This window comes from Ensifer sp. 38_S197 (assembly GCF_056924495.1).
This window is the reverse complement of sequence record NZ_JBXOVZ010000002.1, coordinates 2,331,254-2,349,074: the sequence shown is the minus strand read 5'-3', so window position 1 is coordinate 2,349,074 and position 17,821 is coordinate 2,331,254. Positions and strand designations below refer to the sequence as shown.

Here is a 17,821-nt window from a genome sequence, read left to right as displayed (position 1 = left end):
TGCTTGGACCGCTAGGCTGGCCGAGACATAGAACGGAGGTTTTATGGATGAACGATCGCAATCACACGCGACATGGGACTGCAAATACCATGTGGTCTTCGCGAGTAAGTACCGAACGAAACGTCTTTACGGTGACGTGCGACGTGAATTGGGTGACCTTTTGCATCGGCTTGCTCTGCAAAAGGACTGCCGGATCGAGGAAGGGCATCTTATGCCCGACCATGTGCATATGCTGATATCGATCCCGCCGAAATATTCGGTGTCGCACATTGTCGGCTTCTTGAAGGGCAAGACCGCCCTTTACGTGGCCAACAAATACGCCCGCAAACGGCGCTACAAAGGGTATCACTTTTGGGCGCGAGGGTACTTCGTCTCAACGGCTGGCTATGATGAGCAGGTCGTCAGACGTTATATCCGCAATCAAGAAAAGGCCGACAAAGCTTCCGACTTTGCCGACCTCTTTAACCGTAGCTACTAACTTATAGCAAAACCGCTTCTAGCGGTTCAAGCGCAGCGTTTCAAACCTCCACCTCTGGTGGAGGTTATGACTTTCGGCCTTGCGCTTGAGGTCCGGCGCCATGGCTTCCGAGGCGAGCGAAGCAAGCGCCTCGTCGAGCGACATCGCGGTCTGGGCCTGGGAACCCAGACGGCGGATGTTGACCGACCGTTCTTCCGCCTCGCGCTTGCCGCAGACGACGATGACCGGAACCTTCGTGACCGAGTGTTCGCGGACCTTGTAGTTGATCTTCTCGTTGCGGAAGTCGGTCTCCACGGTCAAGCCCGCTTCACGCAGGAGTTCGGCAACCTCGCGACCATAGTCGTCGGCTTCCGAGGTAATCGTCGCGACCACGACCTGCAGCGGCGAAACCCAGAGCGGCATATGGCCGGCGAAGTTCTCGATCAGAATGCCGAGGAAGCGTTCCATCGAGCCGCAGATGGCGCGATGGATCATGACCGGCTGGCGCTTTTCCGATTCCTTGTCGATGTAGAACGCGCCGAAACGCTCCGGCAGGTTGAAGTCGACCTGGGTGGTGCCGCACTGCCATTCGCGGCCGATAGCGTCCTTCAGCGTATACTCGAACTTCGGCCCGTAGAAGGCGCCCTCGCCCGGCAGGATGCCGGTCTTGATGCGGCCTTCCGACTGCGCCTCGATCGTCTTCAGCACATCCATCATCACGCTCTCGGCACGATCCCAGAGCTCGTCGGAGCCGACGCGCTTGTCCGGGCGAGTGGAGAGCTTGACCACCACTTCCTTGAAGCCGAAGTCCTCGTAAACCGAGAGGATGAGGTCGTTGATGCGCAGGCATTCCGCCGCCATCTGCTCGTCGGTGCAGAAGACGTGCGCATCGTCCTGCGTGAAGCCACGCACGCGCATCAGACCGTGCAGCGCGCCCGACGGCTCGTAGCGGTGGACGTTGCCGAACTCGGCCAGGCGAACCGGAAGTTCGCGATAGGACTTCAGGCCATGCTTGAAGATCTGGATATGGCCCGGGCAGTTCATCGGCTTCAGCGCGAAGACGCGGTCGTCGTCGGTCTCATCGCCGGCGACCGTCACCTTGAACATGTTGTCGCGGTACCAGCCCCAGTGACCCGAGGTTTCCCAGAGCGACTTGTCGAGCACCTGCGGCGCGTTGACTTCCTGGTAGGTGTTTGCGAGCCGGCGGCGCATGTAGGCCACCAGCGTCTGGAACATGCGCCAGCCCTTGCCGTGCCAGAAGACGACGCCCGGGCCCTCTTCCTGGAAATGGAACAGGTCCATCTCGCGGCCGAGGCGACGATGATCGCGCTTCTCGGCTTCGGCGAGTACGTTCAGGTACTGGTCGAGCTCTTCCTCGGTGTGCCAGGCCGTACCGTAGATGCGGGTCAGCATCGCGTTGTTGCTGTCGCCGCGCCAATAGGCGCCGGCCACCTTCATCAGTTTGAAGGCCGTGCCGATCTGACCGGTCGAGGCCATGTGCGGGCCGCGGCAAAGGTCGAACCAGTCGCCTTGATAATAGATCTTGAGATCCTGTCCCTCGGGGATCGCGTCGACGAGTTCGACCTTGTAGCTCTCGCCCTTTTCAGCAAAGACCCGGCGAGCCTTCTCGCGCGACCAGACTTCCTTGGTGAAGGACTTGTTGCGCGCGATGATCTCCTTCATCCGCTTTTCGATCACAGGCAGATCGTCCGGAGTGAAGGGCTCGTTGCGCGCGAAATCGTAGTAGAAGCCATTGTCGATGACCGGGCCGATGGTCACTTGCGTTCCCGGCCACAATTCCTGCACGGCCTCGGCCATCACGTGCGCGGCATCGTGACGGATGAGCTCCAGCGCGCGCTTGTCGTCGCGCACGACGATCTCGATCCTGCCATCGGTCACTGGGTCGGACAGGTCGCGCAGTTCGTCGTCGAGCGCAATCGCCACGGCTTTCTTGGCGAGCGACTTCGAAATCGATTCTGCCACGTCACGGCCGGTCGTGCCGAAGGGATATTCGCGCACCGAGCCATCGGGAAATGTAAGGGAAACGGAATTCGACATAATGATCTCCTATCCAGTCCCGCCAACGAATGCGGGTGGTATGGTTGACCGGTAACGACCGGTGAATTGACGATACAGCGTCGCATCCGTCAGACGCGCATAGACCGCTGTAGTGCTTTGGATTGCTGCATGTTTTGCCCCAGACCGGAGGCGACCCGGGGAAACATGCGTAGCCTGATAAAGGGTTTTCGAAAGTGAGTAAAGGCGAAGGCTGCGCTGGAAACTAGGTGCGCAACATCTCGGCAAGCCCCTTCACCGTGTTCCAGTTGCGGAACGTTCCGACACCGAGGCGCTTGGTCGTCATCGCACCCAGGAGCTTCGATTCGCTCGCCTTGCCGGTGAAATGGACCCACAGATCGCCGTCGACGATTGCCAGACGTTCGCCGGCGACACAGTAACGCTCGAGACCTGCGAGCGTGGCGTCCGCCAGCGGATCGCGCATCACCCGCACATGGACACGCGTCGCGTCTTCTTCGCCCTCGCGGCGAAACGGATTTGATGCGGCAAGCTTCCGCCAGTCGGCGCCGGACCGGACAATAATGTCGACATGCCGACCGAATGTCCTGGCGAAAGCCATCTCAAGCGGCGATTCGAAGTCTCTGCTGGACGTTTGTCCAGCATCAAACACGAGATTGCCTGTCGCAACCAATGTCCGCGGCGAACGGTAGCCGAGGCCTTCGGCCATCTCTCTGAGATCGGCCATCACGACCCGTCGCCCGGCACCAAGAACGATGCTGTAGAGCAAGGCAACGTAGCTGTTCATCTCTTCTCCCGTTCACGCACGCCAGAAATCCGCAGCACCCGCCGGCAGGCGGGCGAGAACCCGATCAAGCTTCGCCTCGTCGATGTTGCGACGCAGGGCGGCAGCCACATCGACGATCGCGCTGTCCGGCGAAAGATTGTGATCGGGCCGGAACGCCTGCACCTCGCGGGTCATGGCGATACGACCCGAAAACGGGCTCTTCGGTTCTTCGAGGTCCCATTCGGCGACAAAAATCGCGCGCAGCACCGGCGGCAAGACGTCCGCGAACAGGATGGCCTCCTCAAGGTCCAATCGCCGCCGGAAAGTCTGGAGCACCGCCTGAACCATCGTGTAGGCCTGGTTCGTCGTCTGTAGCCCGGCCAGCTCGCGCGCGTCGAGGATGAACCGGTCGAAGTCGACCGAGGCCTGGCGGTATTCCATCGGCATAGGCATCGTGATCAACCAACCTTCGGCCGCGGTCGCCAGTAGCGCCACGGCGCATACCACACGAGGCGAGACTCAAGCCGTTCCGGCACCGGATCAAAGCCGTGCGTCCCGCCCGGCCCGCAGCGGGCGACGCGAAACAGCGTCATCCAACCTCCGGCCCACAAGCCATGACGGGCGATTGCCTCATAGCCATATTCCGAACAGGTCGGCAGGTGCCGGCATGAGTTGCCGATGAAGCTCGAAAGCGTGAGCTGGTAGGCGCGGATCAGCGCCATCCCGATCAGCCGCCCCGGAGTCTTGCGAAACGGGCCGCTCCAGTTTCGACCATGCGCCGCCGGCTTCGCACCGCTGTCCGGCGAATGCCGACAATTCGGTCCGCCGCACATGTCAGACTGCCGCGAGCAGCCGCTTGGCTTCGATCTGCTCGATGGCGTCGACCACGGCATCAAAAGTCAGCATCGTCGATGCGTGGCGCGCCTTGTAGTCCTTGACGGGACGCAGGAAACGCATGTCCTCGAAGCGCCCGGACGGCCCCTCACCGTCCGCCTTCAACATGGCAAGCATGTCCGCACGCGCCTGGCGGATTTCCTCCGCACCGGCGCCGACGACATGGCGCGCCATGATCGAGGAAGATGCCTGACCCAGCGCGCAGGCCTTCACGTCATGGGCAAAATCGGCGACCACGTCGCCATCCATCTTCAGCCAGATATGCACCTTCGAACCGCAGAGCTTCGAATGTGCGGTCGCGTCCGCGTCGGCATCCGAGAGCGTTCCGATGCGCGGAATGTTGCCGGCAAATTCGAGAATTCGGCTGTTGTAGATGTCATCCATCATTTGACGCGATCCGACTGATTTTTCGCGGTTTTGAGTGATCGACGCATGATTTTCTCCGGTAGGCAGGAAAAAAGCACGACGCGACACGCTCCGCCTCTTTCATCTCTGTGGCACCATACTATATGCTATGTCGTGTTGGGGCGACAGTTCCGCAAGAGGAACAATGTCGCCTGTTGTTTGGGAAACCGTGCCGGAAGGTCCAGTGCACTGCTAAGCCAGGACCCGAAAGCCCCGGAGCCCGCCAACGGAACCCAAGCCTGCAGGGTTAGGCGAATGGCCAGTGGCGAGTTGTCCGAAAGATAAAACGTCAAGCAATCCCGTATTGCTCAAAGAGGCCATTATGGATGCCATAGTGAAGAATTTTCCTGTGCTCGACGATGCGAGCGGCCGCCCGACCCAGAAGGAAGCGGAGGATGCCGTGCGCGTGCTGTTGCGCTGGGCCGGCGACGATCCGGAGCGCGAAGGCCTGAGGGACACGCCCGCGCGCGTGGCGAAGTCCTACCGCGAGCTTTTCAGCGGCTATGATCTTGCCGCCGAAGACGTGCTTGGCCGAACCTTCGAAGAGGTCGCCGGCTACGACGACATGGTGCTGGTCAAGGACATCCCGTTCTACTCCCATTGCGAACACCACATGGTGCCGATCATCGGCAAGGCACATGTCGCCTATCTGCCGAATGGCCGGGTGCTCGGCCTGTCGAAAATCGCCCGCGTGGTCGATATCTACGGCCGTCGGCTGCAAACGCAGGAATCGATGACGGCGCAGATCGCCCGGGCGATTGACGAGTCGCTCGCCCCGCGCGGCGTCGCCGTGATGATCGAAGCCGAACATATGTGCATGGCGATGCGCGGCGTCCAGAAGCAAGGCTCGACAACGCTCACCACCACATTTACGGGTACATTCCAAACGGAACCGGCTGAACAGGCGCGGTTCATGACCATGATCAGGGGCTTCAAGTAGGGCTCCGACAGACGGAGCCTTCCATGACGCTCATCTTCGACGCCCCCTCTTCCAATAAGGCCGAACTGGAATCCGGACCGGCCTTCACCCCCCGGTTCGATGAAAAGGGCCTGATCACCGCTGTCGTCACGGATGTGCGGGACGGCGAACTCTTGATGGTTGCCCATATGAACGCCGAGGCTCTGGCCCTGACGATCGAGACGGGTATCGCGCACTATTACAGCCGCTCGCGCAAGAGCCTCTGGAAGAAGGGCGAAAGCTCCGGCAACCTTCAGACCGTCAAGGAGATCCGCACCGATTGCGACCAGGATGCAATCTGGCTGAAGGTCTCCGTGGGCGGTCACGACGCCACCTGCCACACCGGTCGCCGGTCCTGCTTTTATCGCACGGTCGGCGTCGAGAGCGGCCACGCCGTCGTCACAATCACCGACGACCACAGGCACTTCGACCCCGCCGAAATCTATGATAAAAATTAAGGATCGCGCATCTTTTTGATGCGGCCACATGCTATATTTATCATTTGGAAACCAAGCGAGCGCCTAATCCTTAAGCAAGGATGCGGCGCGACGAGGGAGCGACAACGTTCCCAATTGTATTGCAAACTGTATCCAATATTTATCGGTCATGCCGCAATCGGCGACGGGATCGGTGATATACCTAAGTACGGTGCCAGTCTTTCAGCAATGGAATAGGACGAGGCCGGCACCTGCGCCGGCTTGGCGAAGCCTCCCAAGACGCGCGCATCAATTTGCCTTTCTCCAGGATCGAATTCGGTCCTGGGAAGTTAAGTCAATGATGAATTGCCACAGCGACCTTCGCGCATTCTCATCGACGTGTCGCGCTGCGGAGTATTCGGCGGTGTTGGAGGTGCCGGATGTTGAACTGGACTTTTACGCGTAACAATCAGATTGCAGATCTGTCCGGCCCGGACGGAACATCGATTTCAACAACACCACCAGAACCCGCGACACCCCCACAAAGACCGAAGATCGCTATTGCGCTTGGGGGCGGCGCCGCCCGCGGCTGGGCGCATATCGGCGTGCTGCGCGCCCTCGACGAGGAAGGCATCGAAGTCGGCATGATTGCAGGCACGTCGATCGGCGCGCTCGTCGGCGGCTGCTACCTTGCCGGCAAGCTCGACGAACTCGAGGCCTTCGCGCGCTCCCTAACCGTTCGGCGGATCGCTGGCCTGCTCGACTTCGCCATTGGCGGCGGCGGTCTCTTCGGCGGCCTGCGACTAACCAAACGCATGCAGGAACACCTGGAAGGTCTCAGCATCGAAGGTCTCGACAGACCGTTCATAGCCGTTGCGACCGAGGTGCATAGCGGTCACGAGGTTTGGCTCGAAAGGGGATCACTCATTACCGCGATCCGCGCCTCCTACGCGCTGCCCGGCATCTTCGAACCGATCAAGGCGAACGGGCGCACGCTCATCGACGGCGCACTCGTCAATCCGGTTCCGGTCTCGGTCTGCCGCGCTCACGAGCAGCAACTCGTCGTCGCCGTCAACCTCAACTACGACCTCTATGGCCGCTCCGCCGTCGTCAAGCACAGCGCTGGCATGGAAACGCCGGATTCACAGGAAAAGGAAGCGACCCATCACTCCCGCCTCGGGATGACTGGCGTGATGGTTCAGGCCTTCAACATCATCCAGGATCGTATCTCGCGGGCCCGCCTTGCCGGTGATCCGCCGGATCTGGCATTGCACCCCAAGCTCAACGATATCGGCCTGTCGGAGTTTCATCGTGCAGGTGAGGCGATCGACCGCGGCTACCACGAAGCGAAGGCCAAGCTCATGGAAATCCGCAGAATGCAGGACGCGCTCGTGCGCTGACGTGCGTTCCGTCAATCTTCTGCGCTGGCCCCGCGGTGACTGCGCGCGGGGCATTGCCCATTTGAGGGAACCGCTTCGCAAAGCCCGAACGAGGCACCTCGCGCGTCGTCGCGACAAACAGGGCGACGTACCCGAGGCGGATAAGAGGGCGGCGCAGGCCGCCCTACCCCTCAGCCTGCGATATAGGCCTTGATCTGTTCGGTCTCGTGCTCGATCGCACGGATGTGGTGTTTGATCACGTCACCGATCGAAACGATGCCGGCGAGCCGGCCATCTCTTTCGACCGGCAGATGGCGAGCCCTGAGCTTACTCATCATTTCCATCAGAGCCTGAACGGACATTTCCTCGGTGCAACTATAGACGTTCTGCCACATGACAGCCGCGACCGGCCTTTCGAGACAGGTGGCTCCCTGCTTGGCGATCGCTGCGACGATGTCGCGCTCGGTGAGGATGCCTGCGATCTGATCGTCCGCATCGACGATGATGACCGCACCGATATGATTGTCACGCAAGAGGATGGCAGCCTGTTGGACTGTCATCTGCGGGCCGACCGTTACGACATTGCGGCCCTTCTCATCGAGTATTGCTTTTACTGACATGCGCACATCTCCCGTTGCGACAACACCGGGTCGGCAGGGAAAGGTCCAGCCGTCTCTCGTGCGGTACGGTCGGGCGATGGAACCTGTACCCTGGCCGCTTACGATCGCCTGCCCGCGTGCTCCTCAGACGCGAATGGGCTTTCAATACCCGGCCTTCACAGGCCGCCTGCCTCTCGACAATCGGCGACCGCAGCAAATGGTGCGCCAGCACCCTTGGGAAATCAAGCGCCCAGGAACTCGTCCGCCGATCTTTCCCCGGCCGTCAGTCGCGAGGGTCGAAAAGGCCGAAGAGAAGAAAGCCGAAGAGGAAACCGCCGATATGGGCCTCCCAGGCGATGCTGCCCGCGCCGCCGGGCGTAAACACGCCAAGCCCGATCAGAAAGTTGGTGAGGAACCAGATCCCGGCGAAGATCACGACGGAGCGATTTGCCAACGACTCGCTGATTGGCAGCCGTCGATTGAGATGGGCAAATTGCCGGCTGATCCGTCCACTTGGCGAGAAGACGAAGCGCGCCGCCGCGCCCATGAAACCGGACACGACACCCGAAGCGCCGACGACCACGATCATCTCACCCCAATGAAATGCCGTGTGCAGCGCAACGGCAGCCGCAGCCGAAAGACACCAGAACACCGCCAGCCGCCCCATGCCGATGCGGCGCACGACCGGAGCACCGAAAGCGACCATCCAGAAGATATTGAAGATCAGGTGCTCCCAGCTTCCGTGCAGGAACGAATAGGTAACGGGGCTCCAGAGCCAGGCGAGACCCTGCTCGGCCAAGGGATGATCGTAGCGCGCCGGCAAAAAGGCGAAGTTGAAGATGATCTCCTGATCGATCGCAGGCGGCAGGACATAGGTGCGCAAGGCGTGAATGGCGATCAGAAACAGCAGGATGCCGGTCAGCCCGGCCGGCAGATTGAAGGCAGGCTCACGCGAAGGACCGGCGGCGCTGTCCCGGTCCGTTTCCGGTGGCGTTGCCGCCTGATCTCGTTCCATGGCTGCTGCTTTCTCCATCGATTGGTCCGTTCGATCGCTTTCGATCGAGGCGATGGCATGACATCGCCGGATTCGGACCGGACTGGGGCGACCAGCCATAAGCAAACAAAAAAAGACCGTCCAGTAAAAACTGAACGGTCGCCAAGCTCAAATCCGAGCTCCAGTTCAAGTGCCGAAGCCAACGCTTCGTGAAGTCATGTCTTCCAGTGCCAGTCGCGGTGCCCGCGTGCAATCGAAACCGTTCGTTAACCTTAATCTCGAGCTGGCATGGTTTTCGCTCCATTGATCTCAAGACCGCAATGAACGGCCAAACATGTGCCAGACCGGCACAGACGGCTCGCAGAAATGGAATGAACGCAAAGATGCGCAGCAATACGAGCACGGAGCTTTTCCGATACTGGAACACCATTCGCGGCAAGCGCGACCTTCCGCGTCGGGACGAACTCGAGCCAGGGGACATCCGCACGCTGCTCCCCAACCTTTTCATTCTCGAGCGTGACCGTAACGCCGGCATCTCGTTTCGTTTGGCAGGAACCCATGTCTGCGCCCTCTTCGGCCTTGAGTTGCGCGGGCGACAATTCGGCATGCTCTGGCTGAACGCGCAAGCCGCCAGGGCGCAGCACATGGCCAGCCAGGTGATGGCGCACCGGGTGCCTGTAATGCTGTCCGCCAAGGGTCGTACCGCCGATGCGCGCGAGATCGAGGTCGAAGCGCTGTTGCTGCCGCTCGCCTCGACCGAGGGGGCAAGCGACCGAATCCTGGGTGCGCTCTCGCCACTTTCCCGCCCGTATTGGTTGCATGCGACATCGGTGGAAGGCCTTGACGTCACCGGCATGAAAATCCTCGATCCCGATCGCACAGCCGTGTTTCGCGAAGAACAGGCGCCGGAATATGTCCCGCCCCGCGCAGATTCACATGGCCGCGACGGGGTTTTCGGCGAGTTCCGTCGTGTCCGGCATCTCCGCATCCTGGAGGGCGGGCGCCGCGGCTGATCGCCGCCGCTGTCCCGGGCTGGCCACGTGGACCAACCGGAGGACGAACCTTCTATTAACCCGAATGTCCTAAACTCTGCCTGCCGAATTACGTCATGCAGAGTCATCATGTTCTCGTTCCAGCACGCTCAGAATACCGCTCCGAAGCCGCATCACGAAGGTGCGTTCCAGCGCGTTTCCGTGAACCTTGCTGGACGGTTGATGCTCGCCAATCGCGACGAATATGACTGCACCGCCGTCGACATGTCGCCCGGCGACGTGCTGTTTTCCTCACCGGCACGGCCGCGGGCCGGCGAGCGTATCATCGCCTATATCGACCATGTCGGCCGCCTCGAGGGCACGGTGTCGCGCGTCGCCGACGATGCCTTCGTGATCCAGCTCAACGCCACCGAGCGCAAGCGCGAGAAGTTGGCCGCGCAGCTCACCTGGATCGCCAACAAACACGAACTCGGACTGCCGGAAGACCGGCGTCATGATCGCCTTGCACCGCGCAAGACGTCTACCGAGCTGACGCTCGACACCGGCGAGAAATTCCCTTGCCGCATCATCGACCTCTCACTCTCCGGCGCTGCCGTGGACATCGAGAACCGCCCGCCAATCGGCACCCCGGTCATGCTCGGCAATATGAAGGGCAAGATCGTTCGCCATTTCCAGGAAGGCTGCGCCATCGAGTTCTCGGGCGTACAGTCCCGCGAAGCGCTGACAGATTTCCTTTGAGGCGCGCCCGCGCCATCGCGCCTGCCGTACCCCGGATCAAGTTCGCTGGCTGATGCTGCCGCACGAAACAAGAGTGCGTCGCGAACTTTCGGATTCGATTCCTGCGCTGTAAGTTTTGACATTTCGCATGTCGGCATCGCAAGACCGCTGCCCATTTTTGCGCGACATGCTTTAATCCTCGGCCTTTCACGGTAGATCTGCCCCATAGGCCGCAACGAAGCTGCCGGTGAAGCCCAGCCGATCGAAATCGTTTCGAGGCGGAGACTGCCTCATTTCGGAACATCAGGTTCCAACCGCACTTTCAACAGTCGCTAATATTTTTTCGAACAAATTCAAGGCAAGACGCATATTCCAAGTCGAAAAGCGTCGACACAATCGCCGGAATTCGCCTCGCGAGCCACACATCGCGGCCGCCATTCTCCCCTTACCGCTGCGGCAGTCGATCCGTGGATCGACATGGGCCGATTGATTACAATCACTTACATGGTCAAGGAAACATGAACGGAAGGTCGTCCCGTTGGAAAATCGATAAAATTTGAGTCAAATTCGATTTAAATAAAAATCAAAATCTATTCTTATTTTATTCTTATACGACTTTCATTTGTACTTGTTTTTAGTTCGCAAGTTCGCGATCGATGAAAACGTCTGTGCCATTGTCGAACCACAACGGGGAGACAATCATGCTCAAGACAATCACCAAGATGATCGCGGCTGCGGTCCTTTTCACCGCCGGCCTGATCGAAACGGCGCAGGCACTTCCGGCCAACATGGTCGTCACCGGCGCCACCAACCCGCCGATCGGTCACTACGAGTTCTGCAAGATCTATCCGTCGGAGTGCACCTCCAACGGCAAGGACGGCGGCCCGATGGTGCTGACCCGCGAAGGCTGGCAGAAGATTCTCGAGGTCAACTACGACGTCAACCAGGCGATCACGCCCATGACCGACATGGAAATTCACGGCGTCGAAGAAAAATGGTCCTACCCGGAGACGGTTGGCGACTGCGAAGATTACGTTCTGCTGAAGCGCCGCAAACTGATCGAGAACGGCTTCTCTCCGTCGGATCTGTTGATCACCGTCGTTCTGCAGCCGAATGGCGACGGCCACGCCGTCCTGACCGTGCGCACCGACCGCGGCGACTTCATTCTCGACAACATGCGCAACAAGGTGCTGCTGTGGTCGGACACCGAATACACCTACCTCAAGCGCCAGTCGACCGAACACTCCGGTCGCTGGGTCAAGCTCCAGGACGGCCGCACCGTCGCCGTCGGCAGCGTACGGACGCAGTAACCTTTGAAGACTTGCGAGGCGACGCGCCTGCCGCAGCGGCCTCCGCCATTACAGGGCTCCGGTCACACTATCCCCGTCCATACCGGGCCTCGGCCGGTTCCGCGTCCCTCGGAACCGGCTTTTTTATCAGCGATGTCCCCGCCGCCAACCGCGTCGCGACCTTTCAGATTTGCTCTTGCACTTTAGTTTTTGATCGCAAACCGCTGCGCACTTTTTGCGCCACATGCCCTGGCAGCCGTAAGGCGCCTTCATCGGAAATTAACCATCCTCGACCAGCGTCGGGCAAGCGACATCGTCCATCCTTCGGTGTGCAGGAAAGCCTACGCCGATCACTGGACCGCCAGGCTCGGCCCGCGCGACGGGACAGTCCAACGATGAGCAGCACTTCAAATGATACTCACGAACCGGACCTCCGACCGCTGCTGTCGTCCGGCTTCGTCTACCGGGTAACGGCGGTCGTCATGGTGCTCGCGACGCTGACGGCCACCATCTCGCTTGCGGGGCGCTGGTTCGGCGAAAATCTCGCCCTTGCCGGCCACACCGCGAGCAATGAGGTTTTCGACATCTTCATCGGCCAGGATCACTTGCGCCTTCCGGCAAATATGATCCGCTTCGAAGCTCAGCGCGCCACCTCGATCGCCGAGCGCGTCGATCTCTACCTGAGCTGGCCGGGGCTCGAAGGCTACAGCGATCGGAGCCGGGAACTCTTCAACAATGTCGACGCACCCGAAAAGCTCATTTTCCTGCAGATTTCGCAAAGCACGATGTCTCGTGACATGTCCGGGCGGCTCGAGCCGATCTACGCACAGATCTTCGACGGCGCGCCCACGGCTGGCCCTGCGGGGCTGATGGAGCACGCAGTCAAGGCGACATCCAGCTATGCGGGCGAAGTCTTCCTGACCGCTGAGACGACTGCTCAGTCCCCCTATGTGGTGCGCTGTCTCAAGCCCGACGCACAAGCCATCTCGACAAGCGCCGACTGCCAGCGCGACATTCACGCCGGAAAAGATCTCGTCGTGCTCTACAGATTCTCGAACAGGCTGCTGCCGCAGTGGCGCGAAATCGACCAAGCGATCGCGACCTTCGTCAAAAGCCGTCTCGTGCCCTGATTTCGACTAACTGGTGTGGTGCAGGCAGCCCGCCGCGCCATTGCGCCACACCGGCATCGCCCTTGTACGAATGCGTTCGATTCCGGAAACCAATCATTCATCATAAACCGATTGGTAACGCTATGCCGATACTGTCTCAAGAACGGTCGTTCCCGGAGGCGGCGTCCGGACAACCCCATGACATGAGAATAATGAGTAGCGTAGTGTCCCAATCCGGTTTTTTTGATCTCGCGAAGCGCCCGTTCGGCGCTCTTTCAAAGATGATAGGACGGGTCGTCCTTGCGGGCGCCATTGCCTCGGTCGCGCTTGCAGCGCCGACTTTCGCGGCTTCCTCGAACTACGCCAGTCCGAAATATTCAGGCATCGTCATCGATGCGAAGACGGGCAAGATCCTCTACGGCGAGGACGCCGACGAACTGCGCTATCCGGCGTCGCTCACCAAGATGATGACGCTCTATCTGACCTTCGAAGCGCTCGAGGCCGGCCGGATCACGAAATCGACGCCCATCCCCTTCTCGAAGAACGCTTCCTCGGAGCCGCCGTCGAAGCTTGGCGTACGGGCAGGACAGTCGATCACCGTCGAGCAGGCGATCCTTTCGCTCGTCACCCGCTCGGCCAACGATGCGGCGACGGCGCTTGGTGAATATCTCGGCGGGTCCGAGCAGCGTTTTGCCCGCATGATGACGAACAAGGCCCGTGCGCTCGGCATGACGCGCACGACCTACCGCAACGCAAACGGCTTGCCCAACCCGGAACAGCGCACGACGGCGCGCGACCAGGCCCGCCTCGGCCTCGCGCTTCGCCAGCACTTTCCGCAATATTACGACTACTTCTCCACCCGCAGCTTCCAGTTTGGCAAACAGACAATCGGCAACCACAACCGCCTGCTCGGCAATGTACGCGGCGTGGACGGCATCAAGACCGGCTATACCCGTGCATCGGGCTTCAACCTCGTCACATCGGCTCAGCTCGAAGGCCGCAGCATCGTCGCTGTCGTCATGGGCGGCACCTCCGGCGGCAGCCGCGACGCGCAGATGCGCCGGCTGGTCGCCAAATACATGCCCGCAGCGTCCCGTCGCGGCGACGGCAACCTGATTGCCGAAACCAAGTCGGCTCCGGTTCCGGCTGAAGAAACCGAGGTCGCTTCGGCCGCGCCGGTTGCCGAGACGCCCGTTGTCGCCGCGACCGCCAGCGGCCATGACCTGCCCAACACCGGCCCGGTTCCGGACTTCCGCTACAACGGCGAGAGCGCGAGCAGCGTGCAGATGGCTTATGCCGGCAACGCGCGCGCATCCGACAACCCTGTCCTTTCGCCGAAGATCGTTCCCAACACGCTCGATGCGCAGAGCCTGAAGCTTCGTCAGCCGGTCGCCGCCGGCATGGTCGACACCCAGGTCACCAACTCCGTGCCGAAGAAGGCCGAAGCCAGCGCAAAGGCGGAGCCGGTCGAGGTCGCAAAGGCCGAACCGATGCCGGCTCAGCCGCAGGGCTGGGTGATCCAGATCGGTGCGACGCCGGACAAGGATCAGGCCATGACCCTTCTCGGCAATGCCAAGGACAAGGGCGGCAAGGCTCTGCAGAACGCAAAGCCCTTCACCGTGGCCTTCGGCCAGGTCTACCGCGCGCGCTTCGGCGGCTTCGACGACCAGAACGCAGCCGTCAACGCCTGCAAGGCATTGAAGAAGAAAGGCATCTCCTGCTGGGCGAGCCAGCAGTAAGGTAAAAGTTTTGGCGGCCGGATGTGTTTGTTTTCCGGCCGCCTTCCTCGGATTTGTACAGCGTAACGAGGTTAATCATGGCGATGAACGAAAACGTTCCGGGTGTTACCCCGCTGCCGGGACGGCGCGCTAAGCCGTCGCGTATCAACCTGCATCCCCTGCACGAGGCGGCCATGCGCATTGCCGATCTCGGGCTCAACAGATCGAAGGCGAAGACGCGCGATCTGGTCGGGATGCTCCTGACGCATGGAGCGCGCGCCTGGCGATCGACGCAGCCGCGCGCCGGCATTCATCTTCACGTGACGGGGCCGAACCGCCGCCATCCCTTGAAGATGCGGATCTCCTGAAAATTCGCGAAGTTGCAAGGGCGGCCTATGCCGCCTTTGTGCTTTCAGCAGTGTCGCTGCAACGATGCGCGTAGATTACACTCGACCAGCCATCCGGCTGGTGGTTCGCCACATTGTCAAAGTTGAAGGCTAGAGCAAACGTCGTGCGTTCATCCGGACGCACGGCGCTCTAGAGAAGCCCGAGTTCCGCCAGTTCGCGCCGCAGTTCGAGCGGCATATCTGCACCACCGCCGGAAAGCGACGCCAGGTCGCGCGGCGCGTCCTTGCCGGTCAGATAGCGCCAGCCCTGGAAGGCGCGCCGCGGCTGCAGCTCCGTCTCGACCACTTCCGGCCCAAGCAGCAGATTGCAGCGGCCGATACCCTCACCATCCGTGAAGGTCTCGATACCGATCAAGGGCTGCCGCGCCTGCACCGTCCCCTTGATGACCCAGTAGAGCGAACCGCCGTTCAGCAATTCCTCCACCCGTTTCGGCACCATGCGGGTCGTGTGGAAGGAGTGGGGCTCGAGGCCGGCGGCCATGGCAGCCATCGCCTTGCGCGAAACCCATTCGCGCAGGTCCTCGATCGATTCCGCTCCGACGCAGAGCTTTATGAGATGCAGAGACATAGCTGTTTTGAACACCCGTCCGGCCGTTGCGGTCAAGCGGCCAGGCGCTGTTCATCCACAATCACCGCCACTGCATAATTCCCTAAACCGGAATCGATTTAGGGACAAATTATGCAGCGCTCCAAAGTGATACAGCGACCTTGCCGCGCCTTAAAAGGCGCGCGGCGCTGTATGGCTCAACATTCGACGACGTTGACCGCGAGACCGCCGGTCGATGTTTCCTTGTACTTCTCGTTCATGTCGACGCCGGTCTGGCGCATGGTCTCGATGCAGGCATCGAGCGGCACGAAATGCTTGCCGTCGCCCTTGAGCGCCAGCGACGCCGCCGTTACGGCCTTGACCGCGCCGAGTGCGTTGCGCTCGATGCATGGCACCTGAACCAGGCCAGCCACCGGATCGCAGGTCATGCCGAGGTGATGCTCGAGTGCGATCTCGGCGGCATTTTCGATCTGCTCGGGCGTACCGCCCATGACGGCAGCAAGCCCCGCAGCCGCCATGGCGGAAGCTGAACCGACTTCGCCCTGACAGCCGACTTCTGCGCCCGAAATCGAGGCGTTGTGCTTGATGATGCCACCGATCGCGGCAGCCGTCAGCAGATAGTCGCGGATGCCCTCCTGATCGGCATCGTCATGGAAGTGCATGTAGTAGCGGATCGTCGCGGGAACGACGCCGGCCGCACCGTTGGTGGGCGACGTGACAACGCGGCCGCCCGCGGCATTCTCTTCATTGACCGCCATGGCGTAGACGCTCAGCCAATCGTTGGCGAGCAGCGGGTTGGTCTTATTGGAGCGCCATTCTTCCTGCAGCTTGTCGTGGATCGAGCGGGCCCGGCGGCGGACCTTCAGGCCGCCGGGCATGATGCCTTCCTGGCTGAGCCCTCGGTCGATACAGTTGCTCATCGCGCCCCAGATACGGTCGAGCCCGGCATTGAGCTCATCCGGCGACATGGTCGCTTCTTCGTTCGCCCGTTTCATCTGAGCGATCGTCAAGCCCGAGCGGGCCGCCATGTCCAGCATCTCCTGCGCTGACGAGAACGGGAAAGGCACCTTGACGCCAGCCGCCTTGTTCTTCGAGGCACGCATGGCCTCAAGTTCCGTATCGGTCACGACGAAGCCGCCACCGATCGAGTAATAGATCCGCTTCAGAAGCAGCCTGCCATCCCGATCGAAGGCGGAGAAGGACATGCCATTGGCGTGACCGGGCAGCGGCACCTTCTTATCGAAGATCAGGTCCGTCTTCGGCTGGAATTCGTAGGACGGATGTCCTGATGGCGCAATGCGTCCACTGCGCTCGACCTCGTCGATCAACGCGTCCATGCGATCGGGGTCGACCAGATCGGGGCGTTCGCCGACGAGGCCAAGGATCACCGCCCTGCCCGTTCCGTGGCCGATACCGGTATGGGCAAGCGAACCATGCAGGCTGACCTTGATCGCCGCAACGGCAGCGTGGGACGGGCGCGGCCAGTCATCAGACAGGATGAGATCGAGAAAGCGATTGGCGGCCGACATCGGCCCCATCGTATGCGAGCTCGAAGGCCCGATACCAATCTTGAACACGTCGAAGACGGAAAGAAACATAAGCTGCCTGCCCCGGAGACTGACCCGCAGCGCACCGGCATGACCGCCTGAACGCCGCATTCACGATTGCCTCGATATCACGCTTCACGGTCCGTGCGAACCGCCGCGCTATCCTCATATTTGCTGGACGATTTTATCCTCAGATCGGTCCCGATTTAAGGAAATCCGCAACAAATATAGGAACGAAGCCTAAGCGATCCCATAGGAGACGGTCAGGCGGTCAACCGACATTCGATCCCATCCGTGCGACATTGCCGTGCGCAGGCGCTCCCGCCATCTGGAATCAAAACGGCGCGGCTCTTGGGAAGCCGCGCCGTCAATCAGTGGACTTTTCTAGATACTAGATATCAAAGGCCGCCGAAAAGATAAGCAAGAACAAGAACGCCCGCGAAACCAGCTACGGCGCGAGCAGTCACACCCCAGCAAGACTTCTGAATTGTATTGTCCATGATGTCTCCGAAACACTCTCAACGGCCGCGGGCACCACAAGTGGCGCGCCCCGCGTCAGGGGCCATGCATATTGAAGAAAGCGTAAATGCGCA

Annotated in this window: 19 protein-coding genes; 10 read left to right on the top strand and 9 right to left on the bottom strand. The window is 60.8% G+C overall.

The features are described from left to right. Window positions 1–43: 43 nt before the first annotated feature. Window positions 44–478, top strand: a complete 435-nt coding sequence (gene tnpA, locus AC1Z3V_RS24535; RefSeq protein ID WP_483500592.1) for an IS200/IS605 family transposase — start codon at window positions 44–46, stop codon at window positions 476–478. Window positions 479–496: 18 nt separating this feature from the next. Here tnpA and thrS read toward each other — a convergent pair whose 3' ends face one another. The 5 genes from thrS to AC1Z3V_RS24510 form a co-directional block, all read right to left on the bottom strand. Continuing rightward, window positions 497–2,515 carry a threonine--tRNA ligase gene (thrS, locus tag AC1Z3V_RS24530; protein ID WP_483502226.1) on the bottom strand — a complete coding sequence of 673 codons (2,019 nt, stop codon included), beginning with the start codon at window positions 2,513–2,515 and terminating at the stop codon, window positions 497–499. 223 nt (window positions 2,516–2,738) lie between these two features. Beyond that, window positions 2,739–3,278, bottom strand: coding sequence for a DUF1697 domain-containing protein (locus tag AC1Z3V_RS24525; RefSeq protein ID WP_483502224.1), 540 nt, complete (start codon window positions 3,276–3,278; stop codon window positions 2,739–2,741). 12 nt (window positions 3,279–3,290) lie between these two features. Next, window positions 3,291–3,710, bottom strand: coding sequence for a DUF2267 domain-containing protein (locus tag AC1Z3V_RS24520; RefSeq protein ID WP_483502223.1), 420 nt, complete (start codon window positions 3,708–3,710; stop codon window positions 3,291–3,293). A gap of 5 nt (window positions 3,711–3,715) precedes the next feature. Next, window positions 3,716–4,090 (bottom strand): membrane protein insertion efficiency factor YidD, encoded by a 375-nt coding sequence (yidD, locus tag AC1Z3V_RS24515; RefSeq protein ID WP_429816793.1) that lies wholly within the window; start codon window positions 4,088–4,090, stop codon window positions 3,716–3,718. A 1-nt stretch (window position 4,091) separates the two neighbouring features. Further along, entirely contained in the window at window positions 4,092–4,538 is a 447-nt protein-coding gene (locus AC1Z3V_RS24510; RefSeq protein WP_483502221.1) for an iron-sulfur cluster assembly scaffold protein, read from the bottom strand. A gap of 340 nt (window positions 4,539–4,878) precedes the next feature. On the opposite strand from AC1Z3V_RS24510, the gene folE reads away from it, so the two are divergent. The 3 genes from folE to AC1Z3V_RS24495 all read left to right on the top strand — a co-directional run bounded on the left by folE (window position 4,879) and on the right by AC1Z3V_RS24495 (window position 7,330). After that, window positions 4,879–5,496, top strand: a complete 618-nt coding sequence (gene folE, locus AC1Z3V_RS24505; RefSeq protein WP_429816789.1) for a GTP cyclohydrolase I FolE — start codon at window positions 4,879–4,881, stop codon at window positions 5,494–5,496. Between the two features lie 23 nt (window positions 5,497–5,519). Next, on the top strand, window positions 5,520–5,972 hold the full coding sequence (gene hisI, locus AC1Z3V_RS24500) for a phosphoribosyl-AMP cyclohydrolase (RefSeq protein WP_483502219.1): 453 nt from the start codon (window positions 5,520–5,522) through the stop codon (window positions 5,970–5,972). A 398-nt stretch (window positions 5,973–6,370) separates the two neighbouring features. Then, a complete protein-coding gene (locus AC1Z3V_RS24495; protein ID WP_483502218.1) occupies window positions 6,371–7,330 on the top strand; it encodes a patatin-like phospholipase family protein in 960 nt (319 codons plus the stop codon). A gap of 170 nt (window positions 7,331–7,500) precedes the next feature. Here the strand turns inward: AC1Z3V_RS24495 and AC1Z3V_RS24490 are convergent, their stop codons facing one another. Both AC1Z3V_RS24490 and AC1Z3V_RS24485 read right to left on the bottom strand, forming a co-directional pair. After that, entirely contained in the window at window positions 7,501–7,929 is a 429-nt protein-coding gene (locus tag AC1Z3V_RS24490; RefSeq protein WP_429816781.1) for a CBS domain-containing protein, read from the bottom strand. A gap of 262 nt (window positions 7,930–8,191) precedes the next feature. Continuing rightward, a complete protein-coding gene (locus tag AC1Z3V_RS24485) occupies window positions 8,192–8,923 on the bottom strand; it encodes a rhomboid family intramembrane serine protease (protein WP_483502216.1) in 732 nt (243 codons plus the stop codon). Window positions 8,924–9,273: 350 nt separating this feature from the next. On the opposite strand from AC1Z3V_RS24485, the gene AC1Z3V_RS24480 reads away from it, so the two are divergent. The 6 genes from AC1Z3V_RS24480 to AC1Z3V_RS24455 all read left to right on the top strand — a co-directional run bounded on the left by AC1Z3V_RS24480 (window position 9,274) and on the right by AC1Z3V_RS24455 (window position 15,095). Next, window positions 9,274–9,915, top strand: a complete 642-nt coding sequence (locus tag AC1Z3V_RS24480) for a PAS domain-containing protein (protein WP_483502214.1) — start codon at window positions 9,274–9,276, stop codon at window positions 9,913–9,915. Between the two features lie 108 nt (window positions 9,916–10,023). Further along, window positions 10,024–10,632 carry a PilZ domain-containing protein gene (locus tag AC1Z3V_RS24475; protein ID WP_483502212.1) on the top strand — a complete coding sequence of 203 codons (609 nt, stop codon included), beginning with the start codon at window positions 10,024–10,026 and terminating at the stop codon, window positions 10,630–10,632. Window positions 10,633–11,312: 680 nt separating this feature from the next. Next, window positions 11,313–11,921, top strand: a complete 609-nt coding sequence (locus tag AC1Z3V_RS24470; RefSeq protein ID WP_483502211.1) for a transglutaminase-like cysteine peptidase — start codon at window positions 11,313–11,315, stop codon at window positions 11,919–11,921. Window positions 11,922–12,295: 374 nt separating this feature from the next. Continuing rightward, entirely contained in the window at window positions 12,296–13,030 is a 735-nt protein-coding gene (locus tag AC1Z3V_RS24465) for a hypothetical protein (RefSeq protein WP_483502210.1), read from the top strand. Window positions 13,031–13,212: 182 nt separating this feature from the next. Then, window positions 13,213–14,748, top strand: coding sequence for an SPOR domain-containing protein (locus tag AC1Z3V_RS24460; protein ID WP_483502208.1), 1,536 nt, complete (start codon window positions 13,213–13,215; stop codon window positions 14,746–14,748). A 77-nt stretch (window positions 14,749–14,825) separates the two neighbouring features. Beyond that, window positions 14,826–15,095 (top strand): hypothetical protein, encoded by a 270-nt coding sequence (locus tag AC1Z3V_RS24455; protein ID WP_247959104.1) that lies wholly within the window; start codon window positions 14,826–14,828, stop codon window positions 15,093–15,095. A gap of 169 nt (window positions 15,096–15,264) precedes the next feature. On the opposite strand, the gene AC1Z3V_RS24450 is transcribed toward AC1Z3V_RS24455, so the two are convergent. Together AC1Z3V_RS24450 and AC1Z3V_RS24445 are read right to left on the bottom strand one after the other, a co-directional pair. After that, window positions 15,265–15,702: a DUF1489 family protein gene (locus AC1Z3V_RS24450; protein WP_483502206.1), complete on the bottom strand. Its 438-nt coding sequence runs from the start codon at window positions 15,700–15,702 to the stop codon at window positions 15,265–15,267. A gap of 176 nt (window positions 15,703–15,878) precedes the next feature. Continuing rightward, window positions 15,879–17,279 carry an L-serine ammonia-lyase gene (locus tag AC1Z3V_RS24445; protein ID WP_483502204.1) on the bottom strand — a complete coding sequence of 467 codons (1,401 nt, stop codon included), beginning with the start codon at window positions 17,277–17,279 and terminating at the stop codon, window positions 15,879–15,881. Window positions 17,280–17,821: the final 542 nt, after the last annotated feature.